The 23,862-nt window shown below is 59.2% G+C and carries 24 protein-coding genes; 8 read left to right on the forward strand and 16 right to left on the reverse strand.

The window, feature by feature from the left end; all coding sequences use genetic code 11:
* Positions 1–122: 122 nt before the first annotated feature.
* The 4 genes from phnE (CWM54_RS14005) to phnC all read right to left on the reverse strand — a co-directional run bounded on the left by phnE (CWM54_RS14005) (position 123) and on the right by phnC (position 3,747).
* A complete protein-coding gene (gene phnE / locus CWM54_RS14005) occupies positions 123–1,007 on the reverse strand; it encodes a phosphonate ABC transporter, permease protein PhnE (protein WP_100681363.1) in 885 nt (294 codons plus the stop codon).
* The gene (gene phnE / locus CWM54_RS14010; protein ID WP_061155630.1) at positions 1,004–1,876 is read right to left on the reverse strand and encodes a phosphonate ABC transporter, permease protein PhnE; all 873 of its coding nucleotides are present in this window, start codon (positions 1,874–1,876) and stop codon (positions 1,004–1,006) included. The genes phnE (CWM54_RS14005) and phnE (CWM54_RS14010) overlap by 4 nt, the downstream gene beginning before the upstream one ends.
* Positions 1,877–1,943: 67 nt before the next feature.
* Positions 1,944–2,882 carry a phosphonate ABC transporter substrate-binding protein gene (gene phnD, locus CWM54_RS14015; protein WP_032691132.1) on the reverse strand — a complete coding sequence of 313 codons (939 nt, stop codon included), beginning with the start codon at positions 2,880–2,882 and terminating at the stop codon, positions 1,944–1,946.
* 22 nt (positions 2,883–2,904) lie between these two features.
* Entirely contained in the window at positions 2,905–3,747 is an 843-nt protein-coding gene (gene phnC, locus CWM54_RS14020) for a phosphonate ABC transporter ATP-binding protein (protein ID WP_061155629.1), read from the reverse strand.
* An 844-nt stretch (positions 3,748–4,591) separates the two neighbouring features.
* Between phnC and ecpR the strand changes: the two genes are divergently transcribed.
* From ecpR to CWM54_RS14050, 6 genes are all read left to right on the forward strand, one after another.
* Positions 4,592–5,134, forward strand: coding sequence for an ECP biosynthesis operon DNA-binding transcriptional regulator EcpR (gene ecpR / locus CWM54_RS14025; protein ID WP_061155628.1), 543 nt, complete (start codon positions 4,592–4,594; stop codon positions 5,132–5,134).
* A gap of 74 nt (positions 5,135–5,208) precedes the next feature.
* Complete coding sequence (ecpA, locus tag CWM54_RS14030; protein ID WP_012542737.1) at positions 5,209–5,796, forward strand: common pilus major fimbrillin subunit EcpA; 588 nt, start codon at positions 5,209–5,211, stop codon at positions 5,794–5,796.
* Between the two features lie 58 nt (positions 5,797–5,854).
* Positions 5,855–6,523 (forward strand): hypothetical protein, encoded by a 669-nt coding sequence (locus CWM54_RS14035; protein ID WP_061155626.1) that lies wholly within the window; start codon positions 5,855–5,857, stop codon positions 6,521–6,523.
* Between the two features lie 25 nt (positions 6,524–6,548).
* Positions 6,549–9,074, forward strand: coding sequence for a fimbrial usher EcpC (ecpC, locus tag CWM54_RS14040; RefSeq protein WP_100681362.1), 2,526 nt, complete (start codon positions 6,549–6,551; stop codon positions 9,072–9,074).
* On the forward strand, positions 9,064–10,707 hold the full coding sequence (ecpD, locus tag CWM54_RS14045; RefSeq protein ID WP_100681361.1) for a fimbrial adhesin EcpD: 1,644 nt from the start codon (positions 9,064–9,066) through the stop codon (positions 10,705–10,707). The genes ecpC and ecpD overlap by 11 nt, the downstream gene beginning before the upstream one ends.
* On the forward strand, positions 10,676–11,386 hold the full coding sequence (locus tag CWM54_RS14050) for a fimbria/pilus periplasmic chaperone (protein ID WP_061155623.1): 711 nt from the start codon (positions 10,676–10,678) through the stop codon (positions 11,384–11,386). Before ecpD ends, CWM54_RS14050 begins: the two co-directional genes overlap by 32 nt.
* A 3-nt stretch (positions 11,387–11,389) precedes the next feature.
* Here CWM54_RS14050 and CWM54_RS14055 read toward each other — a convergent pair whose 3' ends face one another.
* The 4 genes from CWM54_RS14055 to CWM54_RS14070 are packed head-to-tail and all read right to left on the reverse strand — an operon-like array spanning position 11,390 to position 14,447.
* On the reverse strand, positions 11,390–12,079 hold the full coding sequence (locus tag CWM54_RS14055) for an amino acid ABC transporter permease (protein ID WP_008805320.1): 690 nt from the start codon (positions 12,077–12,079) through the stop codon (positions 11,390–11,392).
* Complete coding sequence (locus tag CWM54_RS14060; RefSeq protein WP_165785808.1) at positions 12,069–12,821, reverse strand: amino acid ABC transporter permease; 753 nt, start codon at positions 12,819–12,821, stop codon at positions 12,069–12,071. The genes CWM54_RS14055 and CWM54_RS14060 overlap by 11 nt, the downstream gene beginning before the upstream one ends.
* Positions 12,818–13,636 (reverse strand): amino acid ABC transporter ATP-binding protein, encoded by an 819-nt coding sequence (locus CWM54_RS14065; protein WP_061155622.1) that lies wholly within the window; start codon positions 13,634–13,636, stop codon positions 12,818–12,820. Before CWM54_RS14065 ends, CWM54_RS14060 begins: the two co-directional genes overlap by 4 nt.
* Before the next feature lies 1 nt (position 13,637).
* Positions 13,638–14,447: an ABC transporter substrate-binding protein gene (locus CWM54_RS14070; protein WP_002890106.1), complete on the reverse strand. Its 810-nt coding sequence runs from the start codon at positions 14,445–14,447 to the stop codon at positions 13,638–13,640.
* Between the two features lie 449 nt (positions 14,448–14,896).
* Here CWM54_RS14070 and CWM54_RS14080 point away from each other — a divergent pair, with 449 nt between their 5' ends.
* On the forward strand, positions 14,897–15,073 hold the full coding sequence (locus CWM54_RS14080; RefSeq protein WP_077274703.1) for a hypothetical protein: 177 nt from the start codon (positions 14,897–14,899) through the stop codon (positions 15,071–15,073).
* A 116-nt stretch (positions 15,074–15,189) separates the two neighbouring features.
* Here CWM54_RS14080 and CWM54_RS14085 read toward each other — a convergent pair whose 3' ends face one another.
* Genes CWM54_RS14085 through CWM54_RS14105 form a run of 5 tightly spaced genes read right to left on the reverse strand, consistent with a single transcriptional unit; the run spans position 15,190 to position 19,721 of the window.
* A complete protein-coding gene (locus tag CWM54_RS14085; RefSeq protein ID WP_004204908.1) occupies positions 15,190–15,885 on the reverse strand; it encodes an ABC transporter ATP-binding protein in 696 nt (231 codons plus the stop codon).
* Complete coding sequence (locus CWM54_RS14090) at positions 15,878–16,660, reverse strand: ABC transporter ATP-binding protein (protein WP_061155621.1); 783 nt, start codon at positions 16,658–16,660, stop codon at positions 15,878–15,880. The genes CWM54_RS14085 and CWM54_RS14090 overlap by 8 nt, the downstream gene beginning before the upstream one ends.
* The gene (locus CWM54_RS14095; RefSeq protein ID WP_100697536.1) at positions 16,647–17,696 is read right to left on the reverse strand and encodes a branched-chain amino acid ABC transporter permease; all 1,050 of its coding nucleotides are present in this window, start codon (positions 17,694–17,696) and stop codon (positions 16,647–16,649) included. Before CWM54_RS14095 ends, CWM54_RS14090 begins: the two co-directional genes overlap by 14 nt.
* Entirely contained in the window at positions 17,696–18,595 is a 900-nt protein-coding gene (locus tag CWM54_RS14100) for a branched-chain amino acid ABC transporter permease (RefSeq protein WP_002890128.1), read from the reverse strand. Before CWM54_RS14100 ends, CWM54_RS14095 begins: the two co-directional genes overlap by 1 nt.
* 19 nt (positions 18,596–18,614) lie before the next feature.
* The gene (locus CWM54_RS14105) at positions 18,615–19,721 is read right to left on the reverse strand and encodes an ABC transporter substrate-binding protein (protein WP_004147267.1); all 1,107 of its coding nucleotides are present in this window, start codon (positions 19,719–19,721) and stop codon (positions 18,615–18,617) included.
* Between CWM54_RS14105 and CWM54_RS28645 the strand changes: the two genes are divergently transcribed.
* The gene (locus CWM54_RS28645) at positions 19,714–19,857 is read left to right on the forward strand and encodes a hypothetical protein (RefSeq protein WP_162677947.1); all 144 of its coding nucleotides are present in this window, start codon (positions 19,714–19,716) and stop codon (positions 19,855–19,857) included. The two genes, CWM54_RS14105 and CWM54_RS28645, sit on opposite strands and share 8 nt — an antisense overlap.
* Before the next feature lie 429 nt (positions 19,858–20,286).
* Here the strand turns inward: CWM54_RS28645 and eutC are convergent, their stop codons facing one another.
* From eutC to eat, 3 genes are read right to left on the reverse strand one after another with little or no spacing between them, the layout of a single operon-like run.
* Complete coding sequence (gene eutC / locus CWM54_RS14115; RefSeq protein WP_064166043.1) at positions 20,287–21,063, reverse strand: ethanolamine ammonia-lyase subunit EutC; 777 nt, start codon at positions 21,061–21,063, stop codon at positions 20,287–20,289.
* Entirely contained in the window at positions 21,060–22,448 is a 1,389-nt protein-coding gene (locus CWM54_RS14120) for an ethanolamine ammonia-lyase subunit EutB (protein ID WP_100697540.1), read from the reverse strand. The genes eutC and CWM54_RS14120 overlap by 4 nt, the downstream gene beginning before the upstream one ends.
* 9 nt (positions 22,449–22,457) lie before the next feature.
* Positions 22,458–23,837, reverse strand: coding sequence for an ethanolamine permease (gene eat / locus CWM54_RS14125; protein ID WP_061155617.1), 1,380 nt, complete (start codon positions 23,835–23,837; stop codon positions 22,458–22,460).
* Positions 23,838–23,862: the final 25 nt, after the last annotated feature.

Below are 23,862 nucleotides of genomic sequence, written 5' to 3' on the forward strand. Positions count from 1 at the left end.
GGCAGTTTCAGTTGCCCCAGGCCCGGCGGTGATTTGGGGTTGTAGGTCGGGTAAGCGAAGCGCCACCCGACAAAATATCGGCATAAAAGGCCTTATAAGCCGCCATCCGGCGCAAAGGCGCGCTAGCGTCCGCCCCGATACAGCGGCACCGCGGCGCCGCCGATATAACGACGGCGCAGCCAGGCGGAGAGGGTATCCATGATCATCACCACCGCCACCAGCAGCAGGGTGATAAACATCACCACATCCCAGTTCCACAGGCGCATGTTCTCGGCATAGATAAGCCCAATACCGCCGGCGCCGACGAAGCCCAGCACCGCCGCGGAGCGGGTGTTGGATTCAATCTGATACAGGCTCAGGGCGAGGAAGGTCGGGAACGACTGGGTAAAAATGCCGAAGCGATGCTTTTGCAAGCCGTTCGCGCCCACGGCGGTCAGCCCGCGTCCGGGGGAGCGGTCCACGGCTTCGTGTCCTTCCGCGTACAGCCGTCCCAGCAGACCGGTGTCCTGCATGATGATCGCCAGCACCCCGGCCAGCGGCCCGAGGCCTACCGCGCGCACGAAAATCAACCCCCAGATAGCCATATCGATCCCGCGCAGCACATCAAACAGGCGGCGCATCAGCAGAGCGAGGGTCCCCAGCACCATGCCGCGCATGATGTTGCGGGCGGCAAAGAAGGAGAGCAGCAGCGCCAGCACCGTGGCGGTCAGCGTCCCGGCGAAGACGATAGCCAGGGTGATGCCGATTTGCGTGAAGTAATAGCCGAACGGCCAGTTCCAGAAGTCGTGCCAGACGAACATCCGCGCCAGGTAGCGGCCAATCTGCTGCAGACCGGTGGTCAGTTGCTCGCCGCTGATGCCAAACTGCAGAAAAAACCAGACGTAATAGAGCACGCAGGCCAGCGCCACTAGCCCGACGTAGCGCAGGTAGCGCCCCTGGACCTGATAGAGCTGCTTATGCTGTCGACGGCTGGCGGCGATATCCGGTTGTATGTGCCAGACACTCATTTTTTTCCCTCCAGTACCCACAGGCGCAGACGACCGGACAGCATGTCCAGCGCCGACACCACCAGAATGATCAGCAGCAGGGTGATGCTCACCTGATCGTAGCGGTCGAGTTTGATGTTGGTCATCAGCTCCTGACCGATGCCGCCCGCGCCCACCAGGCCGAGAATCGTCGACGAACGGAAGTTGATTTCAAGCCGCATAAAGCCGTAGGAGAGAAACAGCGGTTTCACCTGCGGCCACAGGGCGAAGCGGATTTTCTGCAGCGGTGACGCGCCGCAGGCCGCCAGGCCGCGTACCGGTTTGTTTTGCGCACTTTCCACCGCCTCGTAGAACAGTTTGGTCAGACTACCGACGGTGTGCAGCATCAGCGCCAGAAAGCCCGGGATCGCACCGATGCCGAACGCCATGACAAAGATCACCGCCCACGCCAGCTCGGGCATGGTGCGCAAAAACGCCACCAGTACGCGAATGGCAAAGCGCACCGGCGCCGGGGTCCAGGCGTTGTTGGCGGCGAGGAACGCGAAGACGGTGGCGATGGCGACCGCCACCAGCGTCGAGGCCAGCGCCAGCTGCAGGGTTTCCCAGATGAGCGGCAGCTGGATCGGCAGGCGATAGCCCCACCAGGCCAGCGACCCTTTGGTCTGCACATCGGCGAACAGGTTGCTGGCACTCAGAGGCGGAATGGTCTCTGCCATATAGTCAAAGAAGTGGGGCAGCGAGTGCCAGATGGTCAGCAGATTAAATTCTGCGGCGCTGCCGGCGGCAAAATAGAGCGCCAGCAGGAGTAACGACCAGCAGACGGTATCGCGCTTTTGCCGCGAGCGTACCTGCTGGTAATAGCGTTCAAATTCGGTGTGGGTCGTCTTCATGCGTCGGGGATCTTCAACGTAGCGCCGCCGCTCACCCTGGGGGCAAGCAGGCGGCGTTGAGGCAGGATTAACGCGCGCTCACCAGCTCGCGTTTCATGTCGATAATCTGCTGGAAGTCAGCCACGCTGCCCGGACCGATGTGCTGGGTACCGCCCATCGCTTTGATAAAGCAGGCGTGATCCTCGGTGTCCAGTTTTTTCACTGCCGCCACGACCTTCGCCTTAAAGTCCGCCGGCAGCGCATTGCTCACCAGGATCGGGCCGTTCGGGATCAGCGGCGATTGCCAGATAATGCGGATCTGCTTCATCAGATCCGGATGATCCATGCGAATCAGACGGTTGAACGCGCCGGTGGTGTAGCCGGTGTTGTAATCGCCGACCATCGAAGTCCAGGTGACCGCGCCCGCGAACTGGCCGTTCAGCACGCCGAGGATGTCCTGCTCGTGGCCGCCGGAGAAGGTGACGCTGGAGAAGGTATTGTTGTATTTGTTGTCGGCGTTACCGCCAAATTTTTCTTTAAACGCATGGTTAGGGATCAAATAACCGGAAGTGGAGTCCGGATCGGCGAAGCCGAACGCTTTACCTTTTAAATCGTCCAGCGTTTTGTACGGGGAGTCGGCTTTGACGATCACCACGGAGTGATAGCCGCGAGACTGATCTTTATCGTCCACGGCAATGCCGACGATATCCACCGCTTTCGGATTATTGATATAAACCGAGGCGTAAGAGGAAGGGGACATGCTCAGCACCACGTCGACTTTGCCCCCCAGCAGACCCTGGATCACCCCGGAATAGTCGGAAGAGTTACGCAGTTTGGTATCCACGTTCAGCTCTTTATCGAGGAAGGTCTTCACACACTGGTTATCGCCGATTTGCTGGGTGGCGTTCTGGCCACCGAGAATGCCCAGATTCAGCTCTTTCGGCTGCGCTGCCGCCGCCTGCCATGCCATCATCATGCCCGCGACCACTGCGGATAAACGAACTGCGCCAGTCATATATTTTTTCATTATGTTGCCCGTGTGAGTGAAATTAATGCAATTGGCTAACTTCATCGCCGTACAGCTGCTGCAGCACATCCTGCGTCAGCCGGGAGGGGTGATCGTCAAAAATAAGCTGGCCGCTGGCGACGCCGATAACCCGGGTGCAGTAGGCCTTCACCAGCTCTACCGAATGCAGGTTCACCATCACGCTGATGCCCTGCTCGCTAATCTCGCGCAGCACATCCATGATGCGCTGGGTGTTCTTCGGATCCAGCGAGGCGACAGGTTCGTCGGCCAGCAATATGCCGGGGTTTTGCATCAGCGCCCGGCAGATTGCCACCCGCTGCATCTGTCCCCCGGAGAGGTTCTCCGCCCGCTGCAGCGCATGCGGCAGCATGTTCATCCACTCAAGCAGCGCAATGGCGCGCGCCCGGTCGGCTTCGGGGAAAATCTTAAACAGCGACTTCAGGGTTGAGGTCTGGCTGAGGCGGCCAAGCAGGACGTTGGTGAGCACGTCGAGGCGCGGTACCAGACAGAAGTCCTGAAAGATCATTCCGCATTGACTGCGCCAGGCGTTGAGTGAGCGGCCTTTCAGCTTTGAGACATCGTGTGGCGTACCGACTTCCGGATAGCTAAGAATTTCACCGCCGCTGGCGCTGTGCGTGCCATTAAGGACATGCAGGAGCGTCGATTTACCGGCGCCGGAGCGACCAATGACCCCGACCATTTCGCCGGCGTGCAGGTCAAAGCTAATGCCGTCCAGCACCTTGTGCTGGGCATGATAGGCTTTAGTCAGGTTACGCACGCTTAAGACCTTCCGCTGCAGGCCTGCATCGAGATCGGTGAACGGCTGGAAATCAGTTTCGGCCACCGCGGCAAGAGAGCTGTTCATAAGAGTGTCCAGGTTCGTCATTAACTGGGCACTATTAATAGGTCTTTATATGAAATTTCGATGACGGTATTGCGAACAAACCGTGAACAGGCGGGAAAGGGCGGGGATGACAGGCCGACCGCGCGGCTCGCTAACCGCTGGCGAAGCCTTGAAAAGCGGCTATGCTTTCGGGGGACGCAGAGGCAGGTGCACCCGTGACGGCAGGAACCCATCGGCAAAACTCGTTTTATCTTGCTAATGAGGTCTGTTTAATCGAATAGATAATGCGTCTGCCTTTGTTTAGCATTCATCATTCCGCAGAATTAACATATGTATAACTATTTTGTGCGGCAGGTTAATCTATTCATCGGTCTTATGTATTGGTGAATCATCCTGGTTATTGCTAATTTCCAGATTTATATTCTTTATTTTTATATAAATTTAGCCTATTTGATAACTTCATCCTGCGCATCATTAAGAATATTCCTAACATAATAGGGCGAAGATCCTGGGTAATATAAAGCACAAGTAAGAATTGAGGGTTATATTGCCAATAACCTCATGAAAATAAATGTCTTTTTCATCTTCTCAAAAATCCGATATTTTCAGTTTTTGTAAATATTGACCCAGGCACGAAATTGATTGTCTGCCCGCGTGTTGACACTCCATAGGAAAAAACTTAAATTCAACCCCATGCCGAAAATAATTAAAATTAAACCCGGCTTATCAAATATTGATAAGTAATGTGTGTCTTATTTAATGGCGATTTATTAAAGGAAGCGAATACGCCAGTTAACTTTGTAGGCCTGGCAAACAGTGAAGTTGTAAAAATGATTACTTCAAGGACTATGAGGTTAAAAACTATATGGAATATAAATGCTGTTCCGATAAGTACATTTGGTCTGCCCATGACTCCTACTTCTATAAAGGGCTATCCGAACTGATTATGGATATCGACGAATTAATTTATCTGTCGTTGGAAAAAATCAGAAAAGATTTTGTTTTTATCAATCTCAATACGGCTTCTTTAAACGAATTTATCAGGCGCGATAGCGAATGGCTATCCGCGGTAAAGGGGAAACAGGTCGTATTGATTGCGGCCAGGAAATCAGAAGCCTTAGCAAATTACTGGTATTACAATAGCAATATTCGCGGCGTGGTATATGTTGGCCTGAGCCGCGATATTCGAAAAGAACTGGCTTACGTAATTAATGGTAGATTTCTCCGTAAAGATATTAAGAAAGATAAAATTACAGACCGCGAAATGAAAATTATCCGCATGACCGCCCAGGGCATGCAGCCGAAATCGATCGCCAGAATTGAAAATTGTAGCGTGAAGACAGTATATACCCATCGGCGCAATGCTGAGGCCAAACTGTATTCCAAAATATATAAGTTAGTTCAGTAACACCCAGGCAAATTTGTTTTTCAAATGGTTCACCGGGACATCATGTCCTTAATTCAACTCAGGATGAAAAAGCGATGAAAAAAAAGGTTCTGGCAATAGCTCTGGTAACAGCGTTTACCGGTATGGGTGTGGCGCAGGCTGCTGATGTAACGGCTCAGGCTGTTGCGACCTGGTCGGCGACCGCTAAAAAAGACACCACCAGCAAGCTGGTTGTGACCCCGCTCGGCAGCCTGGCGTTCCAGTACGCCGAAGGCATTAAAGGTTTTAACTCGCAGAAAGGTCTGTTTGACGTGGCGATTGAAGGTGATGCAACGGCGACCGCCTTTAAGCTGACCTCGCGTCTTATCACTAACACCTTAACCCAGCTGGATACCTCCGGCTCCACGCTGAGCGTGGGTGTGGATTATAACGGCGCCGCGGTCGAAAAAACCGCAGATACCGTGATGATCGATACCGCTAACGGCGTACTGGGCGGCAACCTCAGCGCGCTGGCAAATGGCTACAACGCCAGCGGCCGTACCACCGCGCAGGATGGTTTCACCTTCTCCATCATCAGCGGCACCACTAACGGCACTACCGCAGTGACCGATTACAGCACCCTGCCGGAAGGGATCTGGAGCGGCGACGTCAGCGTCCAGTTCGACGCCACCTGGACCAGCTGATCCTTCTGATGCACCAGCAGGGGGAGCTCCCCCTGCTTTTTTCACGGACGGAATTGTTATGAAAAAGCACCTTCTGGCCCTCGGGCTGCTGCTTGCCGGGGTGTCGCCGGCGCAGGCGCTGGATGTCGGCGATATTTCATCCTTTATGAACAGCGGCAGCAGCACGCTGAGCAAAACGATCAAGAACAGCACAGACAGCGGTCGACTGATCAATATCCATCTCGAACGGCTCTCTTCACCGCTGGACGACGGGCAGGTTATCCCGATGGATAAACCGGATGAGGTGCTGCTCACCCCCGCCAGCCTGCTGCTACCCGCCCAGGCCAGCGATGTCATCCGCTTCTTTTATAAAGGCCCGGCGGACGACAAAGAGCGCTACTACCGCATTGTCTGGTTCGATCAGGCACTCAGCGATGCCCAGCGCGATAACGCCAACCGCAGCGCGGTAGCGACGGCGTCCGCCCGCATCGGCACCATCCTGGTGGTGGCGCCACGCCAGGTGAACTACCGCTTTCAGTACGCCAACGGCTCCCTGACCAACACCGGGAATGCGACGCTGCGGATCCTCGCCTACGGCCCTTGCCTGAAGGCTGCCGACGGTAAGGAGTGTAAAGAGAATTACTACCTGATGCCGGGTAAATCGCGCCGTTTTACGCAGGTGGACACGGCGAATAAAAAAGGACGGGTTGCGCTTTGGCAGGGTGAGCAGTTTGTTCCCGTGAAATAGACAGTTGTGCAGATGGATAACGACGATGCCTCTACGACGGATTTCCCCAGGACTGAAAACGCAGCTTGCCTTCGGCATGATCTTTTTGTTCGTTCAGCCCGACGCCAGCGCTGCTGCCGTACGAGCTCAGCAGATTGGTGGGGTGATTATTCCGCAGGCCTTCAGTCGGGCGCTGCAGGACGGTATGAGCGTCCCGCTCTATATTCATCTTGCCGGCAGCCAGGACACCCGGGACGATCAGCGGATCGGCAGCGCCTTTATCTGGCTGGACGACGGCCAGCTGCGCGTCCGGCAGATCCAACTGGAGGAGAGCGAGGGGAACGCCAGCGTCAGCGAACAGACCCGACAGCAGCTGATCGGCCTGGCCAATGCCCCGTTCAGCGAGGCACTCACCATTCCCCTGACCGACAGCGCGCAGCTGGATCTCAGCCTGCGCCAACTGCTGCTGCAGCTGGTGGTCAAGCGCGAGGCGCTGGGCACCGTCCTGCGCTCGCGCAGCGAAGATATCGGCCAGTCCAGCGTGAACACCCTTAGCAGCAACCTGAGCTATAACCTCGGCGTCTATAACAACCAGATGCGCAATGGCGGGAGCAACACCTCCAGCTACCTGTCGCTGAACAACGTCACGGCGCTGCGGGAGCATCACGTGGTGCTCGACGGCTCGCTGTACGGGATCGGCAGCGGTCAGCAGGACAGCGAATTATATAAGGCCATGTATGAGCGCGATTTCGCCGGCCACCGTTTTGCCGGTGGGATGCTCGACACCTGGAACCTGCAGTCCCTGGGACCGATGACCGCCATTTCGGCCGGCAAGATTTACGGCCTTTCCTGGGGGAACCAGGCCAGCTCCACCGTCTTCGACAGCAGCCAGTCGGCCACGCCGGTGATTGCCTTTTTACCGGCAGCGGGCGAAGTGCATCTTTCCCGTGAGGGGAGGCTGCTGAGCGTCCAGAATTTCGCCATGGGCAACCACGAAGTGGATACCCGCGGCCTGCCGTACGGTATTTACGATGTCGAGGTGGAGGTGATCGTCAACGGTCGGGTGGTCAGCAAACGCACCCAGCGTGTCAATAAGCTGTTCAGCCGCGGTCGCGGCATCGGCGCGCCGCTGGCGTGGCAGGTATGGGGCGGCAGTTTCCATATGGATCGCTGGTCGGAAAGCGGCAAAAAGACCCGGCCGGCAAAAGAGAGCTGGCTGGCAGGCCTCTCGACCTCCGGGTCGCTCAGCACCCTGAGCTGGGCGGCAACGGGCTATGGCTACGACAATCAGGCGGTGGGGGAAACCCGCCTGACGCTGCCGCTGGGCGAGTCGATCAACGTTAACCTGCAGAATATGCTGGCCAGCGACAGCTCCTGGAGCAGCGTCGGCAGCATCAGCGCCACGCTGCCGGGGGGCTTCAGTTCAGTGTGGGTCAACCAGGAGAGAACCCGCATTGGCGATCAATTGCGGCGCAGCGATGCCGACAACCGAGCGATCGGCGGCACCCTCAACCTCAACGCGCTGTGGTCGAAGCTGGGGACGTTCAGCGTCAGCTACAACGATGACCGCCGCTACAACAGTCATTACTACACCGCGGATTACTATCAGACGGTCTACAGCGGCGCCTTTGGATCGCTCGGCCTGCGGGCGGGGATCCAGCGCTATAACAATGGCGACAGCAGCGCCAACACCGGGAAATATATCGCTCTCGATCTCTCGCTGCCGCTGGGCAACTGGTTCAGTGCCGGGATGACCCATCAGAACGGCTACACCATGGCTAACCTCTCAGCGCGCAAGCAGTTTGATGAAGGCACTATTCGCACCATCGGCGCCAATCTGTCGCGGGCCATCTCCGGCGATACCGGGGATGACAAAACCCTCAGCGGCGGGGCGTATGCCCAGTTCGACGCCCGCTACGCCAGCGGCACGCTGAACGTCAACAGCGCGGCAGACGGCTACGTCAACACCAACCTTACCGCCAGCGGCAGCGTCGGCTGGCAGGGCAAAAATATCGCCGCCAGCGGACGAACCGACGGTAACGCCGGGGTGATTTTCAACACCGGGCTGGAGGACGATGGTCAGATCAGCGCCAGGGTTAACGGGCGGATTTTCCCGCTCAGCGGCAAGCGTAACTACCTGCCGCTCTCTCCCTATGGCCGCTATGAGGTGGAGCTGCAGAACAGCAAAAACTCGCTCGACAGTTACGACATCGTCAGTGGGCGCAAGAGTCATCTGACTCTCTATCCGGGCAACGTCGCGGTGATTGAGCCAGAGGTGAAGCAGATGGTCACCGTCTCCGGTCGTATTCGTGCGGAAGACGGCACGCTGCTGGCGAATGCGCGGATTAACAACCATATCGGCCGTACCCGCACCGATGAAAACGGCGAGTTTGTCATGGACGTGGATAAGAAATACCCCACTATCGATTTCAGCTACGGCGGCAATAAAACCTGCGAAGTGGCGCTGGAGCTCAGCCAGGCGCGCGGCGCCGTCTGGGTCGGGGATGTGGTCTGCAGCGGCCTCTCGTCGTGGGCGGCGGTGCAGCAGACAGGAGAAGAGAATGAAAGTTAATGCACTGATGGCGCTGGCGATCCTCGCGCTGCTCTGGCCGGCAGCCGCGCTCAGGGCGGCGGTGTCCAAGACCACCTGGTCGGATGCGCCGGCGCGCGAGTTTGTGTTTGTTGAAAACAACTCCGACGACAACTTTTTCGTCACCCCCGGTGGGGCGCTGGATCCGCGTATGACCGGGGCTAACCGCTGGACCGGCTTAAAATACACCGGCTCCGGCACCATCTATCAGCAAAGCCTCGGCTATATCGATAACGGCTACAACACCGGGCTCAATGCCAACTGGAAGTTTGATATGTGGCTGGAAAACTCGCCGGTTTCGCACCCCTTAACCGGCCTGCGCTGCATCAACTGGTACGCCGGCTGCGATATGGCTACCAGCCTGATCCTGCCGCAATCCACCGACGCAAGCGGGTTTTATGGCGCGACGGTGACCAGCGGCGGCGCGAAGTGGATGCACGGCATGATGTCGGACGCGTTTTATCAATATCTGCAGCAGATGCCGGTCGGCGGCAGCTTTACAATGACCATCAATGCCTGTCAGACCTCGGTGAACTACGATGCCAGCAGCGGTGCGCGCTGTAAGGATCAGGCCTCCGGTAACTGGTATGTGCGCAACGTCACCCACACCAAAGCCGCGAACCTGCGGTTGATTAATACTCACTCGCTGGCGGAGGTGTTTATCAACAGCGACGGCGTGCCGACCCTGGGAGAAGGGAACGCCGACTGCCAGACGCAGACCATCGGCAGCCGCGCAGGATTAAGCTGTAAGATGGTCAACTATACCTTGCAGACCAACGGCTTAAGCAACACCTCGATCCATATTTTCCCGGCGATCGCCAACTCGTCGCTGGCCTCGGCCGTCGGGGCGTACGATATGCAGTTCAGCCTCAATGGCAGCTCATGGAAGCCGGTGAGCAATACCGCTTATTACTACACCTTCAACGAGATGAAGAGCTCAGACTCAATCTATGTTTTCTTCTCCAGCAACTTCTTTAAGCAGATGGTCAATCTGGGGATCAGCGATATCAACACCAAGGATCTGTTCAACTTTCGCTTTCAGAACACCACCTCGCCGGAGTCAGGCTGGTATGAGTTTTCCACCTCCAACACGCTGATTATCAAGCCCCGTGATTTCAGCATCAGCATTATCTCCGACGAATATACCTCGGCGCCGTCGCGCGAGGGATATGTCGGCAGCGGCGAACCGGCGCTCGATTTCGGCTACATCGTCACCACCAGCGGTAAAACGGCCGCCGATGAAGTGCTGATCAAGGTGACCGGACCGGCGCAGGTGATTGGCGGGCGTTCCTACTGTCTCTTCAGCTCTGATGACGGTACGGCGAAAGTGCCGTTCCCGGCGACGCTCTCTTTTATCACCCGCAGCGGCACGACGCAGACCTACGATGCCGGGTGCGATGACAGCTGGCGGGATATGACCGATGCGCTGTGGCTGACCACGCCATGGACCGATATCTCCGGCGAAGTGGGGCAGATGGATAAGACCACGGTGAAATTTTCGATTCCGATGGATAACGCCATTTCGCTGCGGACGGTAGACGATAACGGCTGGTTTGGCGAAGTCAGCGCTTCAGGAGAGATTCATGTCCAGGCGACGTGGCGCAACATTAACTAAGGCCCTGCTGACGGTGGGCTGCCTGCTGGCAGCGCCGCTGGCTCAGGCGATCTCGGTCGGCAACCTGACCTTTTCCCTGCCGGCCGAAGCGGATTTCGCCAGCAAACGGGTGGTCAACAACAATAAAAGCGCGCGGCTGTACCGCATCGCCATCAGCGCCATCGATCGCCCGGGCGGCAGCGAAGTACGCTCCCGGCCGGTGGATGGTGAGCTGCTGTTCGCCCCCCGCCAGCTGGCGTTGCAGGCAGGTGAAAGCGAGTACTTCAAATTTTACTATCATGGCCCGCGGGATAACCGCGAGCGCTACTATCGGGTCTCGTTTCGCGAAATCCCCACGCGTAACCTGACGAGGCGCAGCCCAACCGGCGGCGAGGTCAGCATGGAGCCGGTGGTGGTGATGGATACCATTCTGGTGGTGCGCCCACGCGAGGTGCAGTTTAAATGGTCTTTCGATAAGGTGGCCGGGACGGTGAGCAACACCGGCAATACCTGGTTCAAGCTGCTGATTAAACCCGGATGCGATTCGACCGAAGAGGAGGGGGACGCGTGGTATCTGCGTCCTGGCGACGTGGTTCGCCAGCCGGCATTGCGCCAGCCGGGGAACCACTATCTGGTTTATAACGACAAATTTATTAAGATCAGCGATACCTGCCCGGTGAAGCCCCGTCCCGCGGAGTGAGCCTTATCCGGCGGTCGCGCGGCGGGTAAAACGCCGGCTGGCCAGCAGGCTCAGACCGCAGCACAGCAGGTAGTACACCGCGCCGGTGAAGACGAAGATCGCCAGTGGATAGATCTGCACCCGGTTGTTGACCTGGCCGGCCACGGTGGTCAGCTCCGGGACGTTGACGATAAACGCCAGCGACGTGTCTTTCAGCAGGCCGATAAAGATCCCCACCAGCGAGGGCTGAACATTGCGCAGCGCCTGCGGGAGCAGCACCAGGCGCAGCGTTTGCCCGGGGGCGAACCCCTGGGTCAGCGCCGCCTCATACTGTCCTTTCGGCAGCGACTGCAGCCCGGCCAGCACCGAGTGCATCACCGAGGCGGCGGTAAACCACGCCAGCGCCAGGGTCACGGTCACCGCGCCGGGCAGATCGCCGCCGGTCAGCATCGGCAACAGATACCACAGCCAGAAGATGACAAATATCAGCGGGATGCCGCGAATAATTTCCGCCCACAGAAACAACAGACGCCGCACCAGCCCGCCGTAGCGCCAGGCCAGGCCCGCCAGCGCAATGCCTCCCGGCAGCGCCAGCAGGGTGGCGCCGATAGCCATCAGCAGGGTCAGCGCCACGCCGCCGGGCTGGCCCTCCGCCAGTCGGCCCCACAGCAGGTAATCGAGGTTATCGGCGATCACCGCCAGATTAGCGTTCATGTTGGGCGCTCCGTTGCAGTTTTCTTCCCGGGCCGAGACGCGTTAGCGCCACGCCCATCGCCACCCCCAGCGCCAGGTACAGCGCGGTACCCACGGCAAACGCCTCCAGCGCGTGCGCGTTATAGCTCTCAATCTGTCGTACCTGATAGGTCAGTTCCGCAAAGCCGATGCCGCTGGCCAGCGATGAGAGTTTCATCAGGTTAAGATACTGGCCGACAATCGGCTGCCAGGCGTTGGCCAGCCCCTGCGGCAGGAGGATAAAGCGCAGCTCCTGCCACGGCGTAAAGCCCTGCGACAGCGCGGCTTCCCGCTGCCCGTGGCTGACGGCGCGCAGTCCGGCGGCGATCTCTTCCACCAGAAAGGCGGAGGTAAAGACCCCCAGCCCCCACATTGAGCAGAGGAACTCCGGCGTCAGCCACCAGACGTTACCCGGCAGAATGGACCAGGCGTGTTCGTCGTTCACCACCTCCTTCACCGCCAGCGGCAGCAGATTCCAGGCGGCAAAGTACCAGAACAGCAGCTGGACCAGCAGCGGGGTATTGCGAAACAACGAGACCCACGCGGCCACCAGTCCGCGCCCCGCGCGGCCGCCGCCGAGGCGCAGGGCCAGCAGCAGGACCGCCAGCAGGGTGGCGAGCAGGATCCCGGCGACGCTGACCCAGACGGTGGTGAGAAAACCAGAGATGATCCATTGCAACGGCTGCCCGCTCAGGACGCCGTGCCAGTCAAGCATCGGCGTCACGCGAGGCTCTCCTGGTGCAGCGGATCCAGCACCTTCTGCAGAAAACGCCGTGCGCGGGCATGCTGCGGATGGGCGAAAAACTCAGCCGGCGGGGCGACCTCGAGAATGTCGCCGCCGTCGATAAACACCACCCGGTCGGCAATTTCGCGGGCAAACTGCATCTCATGAGTCACCACCAGCATGGTGATCCCGCTGTGGGCGAGGGTTTTCATCACCTGCAGCACTTCGCCGATCATCTCCGGGTCGAGCGCCGAGGTGGGCTCATCGAACAGGATAATCTGCGGCGAGGAGGCCAGGGCGCGGGCGATCGCCACCCGCTGCTGCTGGCCGCCGGAGAGCTGCGCCGGCATCTGCTGCGCTTTTTCTTCCAGTCCGACCTGGCGCAGCAGCGCCAGCGCCCGCTCCTGAGCCGCACTTTTCCCCCAGCCGTGGACGCGCTCCAGCGCCAGCGTGATGTTCTCCAGCGCCGTCAGGTGGGCGTAAAGGTTGAACTGCTGGAAGACAAAACCGACGCGGCTGCGCAGCTGGCGCAAGGCGCTGCCGCTCAGCCGGCTGGTCGGTTTATCGTCGATCAGGATCTCGCCGCCGCTTAAGGATTCGAGCTGGTTGATCAAGCGGATCAGCGTCGATTTTCCCGAACCGGAAGGGCCAAGGATCGCCACCACTTCGCCGGGTTCGACCTGCAGGTTGATCGCGTTTAGCACCTGATGATCGCCGTAGCGCTTGGCCACATCACGAAACGTAATGCTGGCGCGCTGCAGACGTGAAAAATCCGCGGCCGGGGCCGCGGAGTGGGAGAGTAAACCCGAGAACATATTATTTCGCTTCTATGGTAAAGGCGCGCGGCTGCGGCGTTTTAGTGGCAGGGCCAAACCAGACATCATAGATTTTCGCGGCTTCGCCGGTTTTCTCCAGCTTCACCAGCTCATCGTTAACGGCTTTCAACAGGGCCGGTTCGCCTTTCTTCACGCCCACGCCAATCTCTTCTTTGCTGAGCAGGTCGGGCAGAATTTTAAACTTGGCTTTATCCGGCGCTTCCGCCAGCAGACCGGCGAGGATGGTGCTGTCCTGGGTGATGGCCTGGACGTTGCCGTTGCGCAGGGCGGTCAGGGCCAGCGGAATATCGTCATAGGAGAGGACGCGAGCCTGCGGGAAACGCTGGTGCAGGGCCTGTTCGCCGGTGGTGCCTTTCACCGCGCCGATGCGCGCTTTGCTGTACTCATCGAGCTTATCCGGAGAGCCGGCCGGCACGAGGAACTGCTGGCCGGTGACGAAATACGGCGTCGAGAAATCAATGACCTGGGCACGCTCCGGGGTGATGGTAATGTCGGCGACGATCAGGTCGGCTTTGCCGGACTGCAGCAGCGGAATACGGTTAGCCGGGTTCGTCGCCACCAGCTCGAGTTTGACGCCGAGCGCTTTCGCCAGCGCCTGGGCAAAGTCGACATCGTAGCCGACGATATGGTGGGTTTTGGCATCCACGGAGCCGAACGGCGGGTTGGCGTCGAAGGTGGCGACTTTCACGACGCCGGCGGCTTTGATGTCAGCCAGCTGGTCTGCTTGTGCCTGAGACGCGAGCAGCAGCATACCCAGCGCCAGTGCAATTTTTGTGGTTTTATTGCGCATGTTTTTCCCCTGAATCCCTGTTTTGTTTTGTGGACATCACGCTCCCACAAATTCCCCGTCGGCGGCAAAGAAGAAAAAATTCTTATCTATAACGAAAAAGAACTTAACAAACATGTGGGTATTCTTTATGCGGCGCTGGCGTTTTACCGGCGCGGCAACGATTGCCGGGCGGCCCTCTCTCCCTCCGGAGAGAGGGTGAGGGTGAGGGAGAGGGGATAGGGGTAATTTTCCGTTCATCGTGCGCATGGGCGTTAGCCCCGCGGTGTATACCGGGGCTGCAACGATTGCCGGGCGGTTCCCTCTCCCTCAGGGAGAGGGTTAGGGTGAGGGGAAAGGACCGGGCGTAATATGCGCCAGCCAGGATTGCAAATTCGGAATTAGTATTTCCCGCGCCCGGCCAACTGTGGTTGAAATAGACCCAAGCGATTCGCTTCCCGACAGAGGAGAAAATGAAAGTGGCATTGTGGCAACGATTAACGGGCTGGCTGGCTTTGATGTCCAACGGCGAAGCCGGACAGCAGGATACCCAGCGCGTCATGGAGGCGATACTGCCGGTGGCCAGCCTCTACGGCGTGGACATTGGCAACGTGGAAACCCGGTGGTTCCGTCATGATAAGACATACTGAGCGACGCAGGACGCGAGAAGCCTACTGGAACGAGGTGTGCTTTGTGTAGCAAGAGACTGCCTGAGGTTGCGGCATCACAGGATGCGCCGCCGCAGCCCAGGCAGTTTTGACCACGCTTATCCCCCCAGATACATCCGCTTAATTTCCGGGTTAGTCAGCATCTCCCGCGCCGCGCCTGACAAGGTGATCCGGCCATTCTCCAGGACATACGCCCGATCGGCGATAGCCAGCGCTGCCGTCGCATTCTGCTCCACCAGCAGCACCGTCATATTCTCTTCGCGCAGTTGCTTAATGATGCCGAACAGCTCGCCGACAATTTTCGGCGCCAGCCCGAGGCTCGGTTCATCCAGCATCAATAACACCGGCTCGCTCATCAGCGCCCGGGCGATGGCCAGCATCTGCTGCTCGCCGCCGCTCATGGTGCCCGCCATCTGATGGCGCCGCTCCTTGAGCCGTGGAAAGAGGGCATACATGCGATCGCGCAGGCGGGTGTAGCCGGCGAGATTATTGTAGGCGCCCATGCGCAGGTTCTCTTCGATAGTCAGGTTGGTAAAGACCCGACGTCCCTCCGGCACCAGCGCCAGCCCGCGGCGCACAATCTGGTGGGTCTGGCTGCGTGAGATATCGTCGTTGAGGAAGCTGACGCGCCCACTGGAGCGCACCAGGTTGACGATCCCGTTCAGGGTGGAGGTTTTACCGGCGCCATTGCTGCCGATCAGGGTGACGATTTCCCGGTCATAGACGTCGATATCGACGCCTTTCAGCCCCTGGATCACGCCGTAAAAGACCTTTAGTTCCCGGGCGTTAAGCATAATTGGCTTCTCCCAGATAAGCGGAAATGACGTCCGGATGCTGGATCGCCTCGGCCATCAGGCCGCTGAACAGCGGCTTACCGTACTCCAGAACCATCACCCGCTCGCACAGGCGGTTGACGAAGGGCATATCGTGCTCAATCAGCAGGACGCTGAGCTGATAGTCATGGCGCATGCGGAAGATAAGCTCTGCCAGATCCTCGGTCTCCTTCGGGTTCATCCCGGCGGCCGGCTCATCGAGCAGCAGCAGCTTCGGCGCGGTGGCCAGCGCGCGGGCGATCTCCACTTTTCGCTGGTTGCCATAGCTCAGGTTTGTAGCCTGCATATGGGCGAAGTGGGCGATGCCGATGTCCTCCAGAATGGCCATGGCTTTGGCTTTCGCCGCCCGTTCGGCCGGAAAGTAGCGGCCAATATGCAGCGCCGCCTCCAGCAGCGAGTAGCGGCTGGCGCGGTCGAGTCCGACCATCACGTTCTCCAGCACCGTCATGGAGTTAAACAGACGGATATTCTGGAAGGTACGGGCGATCCCGGCGTTCACCACCTGGTTGGGCTTCAGCCCCTTCAGCGACGTACCCGCCAGGGTGACGTTGCCGCTGGTGGGTTTATAGTTGGCGGTGATGACGTTAAACAACGTGGTTTTGCCCGCGCCGTTGGGGCCGATAAGGCCAAAGATCTCCGCTTCATCAACATGGAAGCTGACGTTGTCGATGGCCCGCAGGCCGCCAAACTGCATGGTGACGTCCTGCACCTGTAGGATAATGTTATTTTCCGCCATAGCTGCTGTTCCTTCTTCCCATCTGCCAAATCTCTTTTTTCCCCAGCAGCCCTTCGCGGGCGAAGAGCATGATGATCAGCAACAGCAGGGAGAAGACCACCATTCGCAGGCCCGGATACGCGCCGAGATCGTGACCGAAGAACTGCAGCGACTGGTCGAGGAAGCGCAGCCATTCGCCGCTGCCGACCACCAGGACGGTGCCGAGCAGGGCGCCGGTGGTGCTGCCGAGTCCGCCGAGGACGATAATAATCAGCAGCTGGAAGGTGAGCATAAAGTCGAACAGCCCTGGGGAAATGGTGGTCAGCAGCGAAGCCAGCAGACCGCCACCGATCCCTTCGAAGAAGGCGCTGGTGGCGAAGGCGCAGGTTTTGATGCGGAAGGTGTTGACCCCCATGGCGATCGCCGCATCTTCATCGTCGCGAATGGCTTTCATCATCCGGCCATACTTCGACCATACCAGCTGGAGGATCATGCCGGTGGCCAGCAGGGCGAACAGCCCGCACCAGAACAGGAGATGCGGCTGCTGCGGAATATCGTTCAGCCCGATGGCCCCGTTGGTGATTTGCGGGTTGTTAATGGCGAGGATCTTGATGATAAACCCAAAGCCGAGGGTGACGATGGCCAGGTAGTCGCCACGCACCCGGAAGACCGGCACGGCGAGGCACACCGCCAGCGCCGCCGCGCACAGGCCGCTTATCAGCAGGGCAGGGAGGAAGCCCGCGTGCAGGCTGAGGATCCACGGGCTGGGGGCGGCCATTTCAAACATGTCTACCTTGCTGTCGCTGGAGAGGATCAGCAGGGCGGTCACGTAGGCGCCCACCGCCACGAAGCCGTTCGGCTCCAGCGACAACTGGCCGGTCACGCCGTTGATCAGGTTGTAGCTGACCGCAAGGATCATAAAGATAAAAATGGTGCTGATGACACGAACAATGTAGTCATTGAAAACCACGTTGATTCCGGCCAACAGCGCGATACAGATGACAATAATGGCCAGGTTGCGCAACTGCGCACCGGCGGTCGTCGTCGCGTTGAGCATCAGAAACGGCTCCTTTCCAGACGTTCGTCGCCCATAATGCCGACCGGGCGGAACAAGAGGACCAGAATCAAGAACAGGAAGGCGAAAGCGTCTTTATAGCCGCCCAGTTCGGGGAAGATCGCCACGGCGACCACTTCGGTAAAACCGAGGATAAAGCCGCCCAGCACCGCGCCGGTGACGCTGCCGATCCCGCCCAGCACGGCGGCGGCGAAGGCCTTCAGGCCGATAAGCACGCCCATCAGGGGATCGATAGTGGGGTAGCTGATGGAGTAGAACACGCCGCCGAGGGCCGCGAGACTACTGCCGAGGGCGAAGACCAGGGAGATGATCCGGTTGGCGTCAATGCCCATCAGGCGCACGGTGTTGACGTCAAAGGCCACCGCGCGGATCGCCATCCCATAACGGGTGCGGTACAGCAGCCAGAGGATCGCCAGCAGCAGCAGGACGGTGATCAGCGGCACAATCCACGCCACGTTGGTAATGATGACGCTGCCGAAGGCGCGGGTCTGGTTGAAAAAGTCAGGGGCGGAGAAGAAGCGTGAGCTGCCGCCGAACAGCACGTTAAACAGGTTTTCGAGGAAGAAGCTGACGCCGATGGCGGTGATCAGCATGGAGATTTTCGAGGCCTGACGCAGCGGACGATAGGCGACCCGGTCAATCAGCATACCAAACAGGCCGCACAGCCCGAGGGTCAGGAAAACGGCTACCCCGAAGGGTAGCCCAACTGAAGAAAATAAAAACAGCGTACTAAACGCGCCGACCATCATCACGTCCGCATGGGCGAAGTTGATCAGCCGTAGCACGCCATAAACCATCGTATAACCGATGGCAATCAGGGCGTACATGCCCCCAAGACTCATTCCATTGACCACTTGCTGGAGAAAAATGGCGCCGTCCATTTTGTAGCCTCGTCACAACTTAAGGGTTAACCACGGTACGAAACGCCAGCTTGCCATCTTTCACTTCGTTGATGACCGCGCTGCGAATGGCATCGCCGTTCTGTAACGTCAGCGTGCCGGTCACGCCCTGGAAATCTTTGGTGGCGCGGATTTTTTCATTCACGCAGACCCGATCGTGGGGATCGCTGCACTGGTTCATGGCGTTGACGATGACGTTATAGGCGTCCGCCGCCATTGCGCCCCAGGTATGGGTCGGCTGCTGGTATTTGGCTTCCCAGGCTTTGATGAAGGTTTCCCCGGCCGGGGTCTGCTCTTTGGCGTTCGGCGAGTAATAATCGGTGGTCATATAGCCGTTGACCGCGTCTTTACCGACATCGAAGAAGACCTGATCCGCGGCCAGACCGTCGCCGCCCACCACCGGTTTGTTGAGCCCCAGTTGTTTAGACTGCACGGCAATCAGCGCCCCTTCGGTGTAGTAGATCGGCATGTAAATCATGTCGACATTCTTCGCCTTGACGCTCGCCAGCTGGGCTTTAAAGTCCTTGCTGCCGCCCGGGGCCTGTACCTCGATGGGAATGGTGCCGCCGTTTTTCAGGAACTGGGTGCGGAACGCTTTCGCCAGGCCGACGGAGTAGTCGTTGCTGCTGTCAAACACGATGGCGGCGGTTTTGGCTTTCAGATCGCGGGAGGCCAGATTGGCCCCGACCACCCCCTGGAAGCTGTCCGAGAAGCAGACCCGGCTGACGTACGGATGGTTACGGGTGACGCGGTCGTTGGTGGCGGTGGAGGATACCAGCGGCGTTTTGCTGTCGTCGGCGATCTTGGTCATCGCCAGGGTGTTGGAGGAGGTGACTTCACCGATCACGGCATCCACTTTATCGCTGGAGACCAGCCGCTGCATGGCGTTGGCCGCTTCGACTTTGTCGCTTTTATCATCGATAACGATAAGCTTAATGGTATCGCCATTTTTTAACGTCGGGGTGATGGCCTGAATAATGTCCAGCCCTTTCTGCGACGGCTGGCCGTAGCCGCTGAGGGCGCCGCTCAGGGGTAATACCACCCCGATTTTAATTTCCGCTGCCTGCGCGCTGCTGGCGCCGACCAGCGCGGCAACCAGCGTGGCCATTAAAGACGCTTTCCCGGAAAACGATTTCATTGGTATTTCTCCGTCGGTCGATTATTTATCTTTAACCATCAATGACTGCATAACATTGAGGAATAATTCGCCAGCGTATTCGGTGAATTATTGGCTGTTATGTTGAATAGATAACGAGATATATACCCTAAATAATTCGAGTCGCATGAAGGCGGCAAGTGAGCGAGTCCCCAGGCGCTTACAGAAGTCAGTGACTGGGGGGAGAGAACGCCGCCAACGCACATGCAACTTGAAGTATGACGGATATTTTTAATGCGCTGATTTACCTTACAACGTCCGTTTCGTTTTTACTCATGCAATATTCTTATTACCTGCAGGGAAGGGCATAGGGCTGGCGACAACACGGTTTTTGGATTTTATCGGCGGGCGGCTGACGCCTTACCCAGTCTGGGAAATAGGCCATATAAACCGGTTGAACGGTTTCCGTAGGCCCGCGCAAGCGAAGCGTCGCCGGGCAATTTCAGCGCGCACCCGAATATAATATTCAGGTGCGCCAGGTCATATTGAAAATCTATTCTGCTGCTCACGTGACTTATTATTTTAAAGGGGTCAACGGTTTTATTTTCCCATGCAGCGCTGGATTATCACTTTCATCTTTTAACTGCACGCCGGTGACGCGGCGTAAAAAAGCCTGCTCCAGCAGCCAGGCCAGTTTAAAGGCGGCGGCGTCATGGCTTAATCCCTCCGGACGAATATTGGAGATACAGTTGCGCTCAGATTCCAGACGCTGACGATGGGGCTGCCAGGTGAGGTAGACGCCGAGGCTGTCCGGCGAGGAGAGACCCGGTCGTTCGCCAATCAGGATCGCCACCGCGCGGGCTTTCAGGGTTTCGCCAATATCATCCCCCAGCGCCACCCGCGACTGATGCGCCAGCACTACCGGCGCCAGGCCGATACCCAGCGTCTGCAGATAGGGCAGCAGGGCGCGGATCAATGGCACCGCCTGGCGCTCTACCGCCCAGGAAGAGAGGCCATCGCCGATCACCAGCAGCAGATCGGCGGGGCGGACGCCGCTGGCGGCGAGGTCGGCGCGACTCTCGTCGGCGAGCTGCCGCCCGAGATCCGGACGCCGCAGATAGGTGTGACGGTCCGGCGCGGCGCTGTGCACCGTCAGGGCGTCGAGGCCGAGCGCCGCCAGCGGCGCCACCAGCTGCTGGCTGGCGAACGGCTGATGAATAGCATCCCGCGCTCTGGCGTGGGCCAGACCAAAGTTAAGGACTTCGCGGGTCGGCAGGCTGGCGCCGCTGCGCCCCAGGGCGATCCGCGCATCGGTAAATTCACGCAGCGGGTTCCAGGCATCGGGACGGTTCATACGGGGGCTCCTTGCGGCAGGACGGACAACAGCGGATGGCGGGCGTCGGTGAGCCGCAGCGCGCCGTGCGGATCGATAATCTGCATCTTCGCCAGCCAGTCGGCGAACTCCGGGGCATGCTTTAAGCCCAGCAGGCGACGGGCGTACTGCGCGTCATGGAACGAGGTGCTCTGGTAATTGAGCATGATATCGTCCGCTCCGGGCACGCCGATCAGGAAGGTGAGCCCGGCGGTGCACAGCAAGGTCAGCAGGGTGTCCATATCATCCTGATCCGCTTCCGCGTGGTTGGTATAGCAGACGTCGCAGCCGATCGGCAGGCCCATCAGCTTGCCGCAGAAATGATCCTCCAGCCCGGCGCGTATAATCTGCTTGCCGTCGTAGAGGTACTCCGGACCGATAAAGCCGACCACGGTATTGACCAGTAGCGGTTCAAAGTGGCGGGCGACCGCGTAGGCCCGCGCCTCACAGGTCTGCTGGTCGACGCCGTGGTGGGCGTTGGCCGACAGGCAGCTTCCCTGGCCGGTCTCAAAATACATCACATTGTTGCCGAGGGTACCGCGCCTGAGGCTGAGGGCCGCCTCGCGGGCCTCCTGCAGCATGGCAAGATTGATGCCGAAGCCGCTGTTGGCCGCTTCGGTTCCGGCTACCGACTGAAACACCAGATCCACCGGCGCGCCGCGCTCAATCAGCTGCAGCGTATTGGTGACATGGGTCAGAATGCAGGACTGGGTGGGGATGGCGAAGCGCTGAATAATATCGTCCAGCATGACGTTCAGCTGCGCCAGCACCGGTAAGCTGTCGCTGGCCGGGTTGATGCCAATCACCGCGTCCCCAGCGCCGTACAGCAGCCCGTCGAGCATACTGGCGGCGATGCCTTTCAGGTCGTCGGTGGGATGGTTGGGCTGCAGGCGTACGCTGAGGTGGCCGGGCAGGCCGATGGTGTTGCGAAAGCGCGTCACCACCTGGCATTTGCTGGCGGCAAGAATCAGATCCTGATTGCGCATCAGCTTACTGACCGCCGCCGCCATCTCCGGGGTGATGGCGCGGGCGACCCGCTGCAGCGTGGCGGTATCGGTGGCATCATCCAGCAGCCAGTCGCGAAAATCGCCGACCGTCAGGTGACGCAGGGCGGCAAAGCCCTGCGCATCATGGGTGTCGAGGATCAGGCGAGTCACTTCATCCTGCTCGTAAGGGATAAGCGGGTTGTCGAGAATGTCGGTCAGCGGCACCTCGGCGAGGGCCATTTTCGCCGCCATCCGCTCTTCGGCTGAGGTGGCGATAACCCCCGCGAGGGCGTCGCCGGAGCGGGCCGGCGACGCTTTTGCCATCAACGTTTTCAGACTATCAAAGCGCCATACCTGGCCCGATAGCGTGGTTTTATACATGCCGCCTCCTCAGGAGACCGTGCGCAGTTGAGGATCCACTGGTGCCCGTTCACGGGCTGCTGCGGTTTTGCGGAACCACAGGTAGCCGCCGAGCATCATCGCCGCGAAAATCAGCGCCAGCAGCAGGTTATACCAGACCATCGCCACCAGGCAGATCACCGCCATGCCGAGGGCAAAGGCCGGCGCCAGCGGGTAGAGCGGGGCGCGGAACGGACGGATCAGCTTCGGCTCGCTACGGCGCAGTTTGAACAGCGCCGCCATGGAAGTGATATACATAACAATAGCCCCAAATACCGACATGGTGACGATACAGGCGGTCAGCGGCATGCCGCTGATGGTGATCAGCGAGTCGGAGAAGATCGCGGCGATACCGACCACGCCGCCGGCGAGGATCGCCAGATGCGGGGTACGGGTGCGGCGGTTGAGGGTCGCCAGCCCGGCGGGCAGATAGCCAGCGCGGGCGAGGGAGTAGATCTGCCGCGAATAGCCCATAATGATCCCGTGGAAGGAGGCGACGAGGCCAAACAGCCCCAGCCACACCAGCATATGCAGCCAGCCGCTGCCATTGCCCACGACCGTCTTCATCGCCTGGGGCAGCGGATCGTTAATATTGGACAGCGCGCGCCAGTCGCCGACGCCGCCGGCGAAGACCATCACGCCGATCGCCAGCACCGTCAGCGTCAGAATGCCGCCGCCCAGGGCGCGCGGAATGGTGCGCTGCGGATCTTTGGCCTCTTCGGCCGCCATGGAGGCCCCCTCAATGGCGAGGAAGAACCAGATAGCGAACGGAATGGCGGCGAACATCCCCGGCAGCGCCAGGCCGCTGAAGCTTTCCGCGCCCGCCCAGCCGTTAGTGGTGAAGTGGCTCCAGGAGAAGCCGGGCGCGACCACGCCCATGAACACCAGCAACTCGAAGATGGCCAGCAGGGTGACGATCAGCTCGAAGGTGGCGGCAATGCCGACGCCGAGAATATTGAGCGTCATAAAGATCACGTAAGCGCCGCAGGCGACCCATTTCGGATCCAGCGCCGGAAACTGCACGTTGAGGTAGGCGCCGATGGCCATGGCGATGGCCGGCGGGGCGAAGACGAATTCAATCAGGGTGGCAAAACCAGCGATAAAGCCGCCGGTGGGCCCGAAGGCGCGGTAGGCGTAGGCGAAAGGGCCGCCAGCGTGCGGGATGGCGGTGGTCAGCTCGGTAAAGCTGAAAATAAAGGCGCAGTACATCGCGGCGACCGCCAGGGCGACGACCATAAACCCCATCGTGCCCGCCTGTGACCAGCCGTAGCTCCAGCCGAAGTACTCCCCGGATATCACCAGTCCGACGGCGATCCCCCATAAACGAAAACTGCCGAGCGTTCTTTTTAAGGTGGTGGTTTGCTCTGTCATACGTGTTGCCTCGCCAGATAGAAAG

The sequence above is a fragment of the Klebsiella sp. D-Nf1 genome (assembly GCF_002810515.1).
Classification (GTDB): Bacteria; Pseudomonadota; Gammaproteobacteria; order Enterobacterales; family Enterobacteriaceae; genus Klebsiella; species Klebsiella variicola.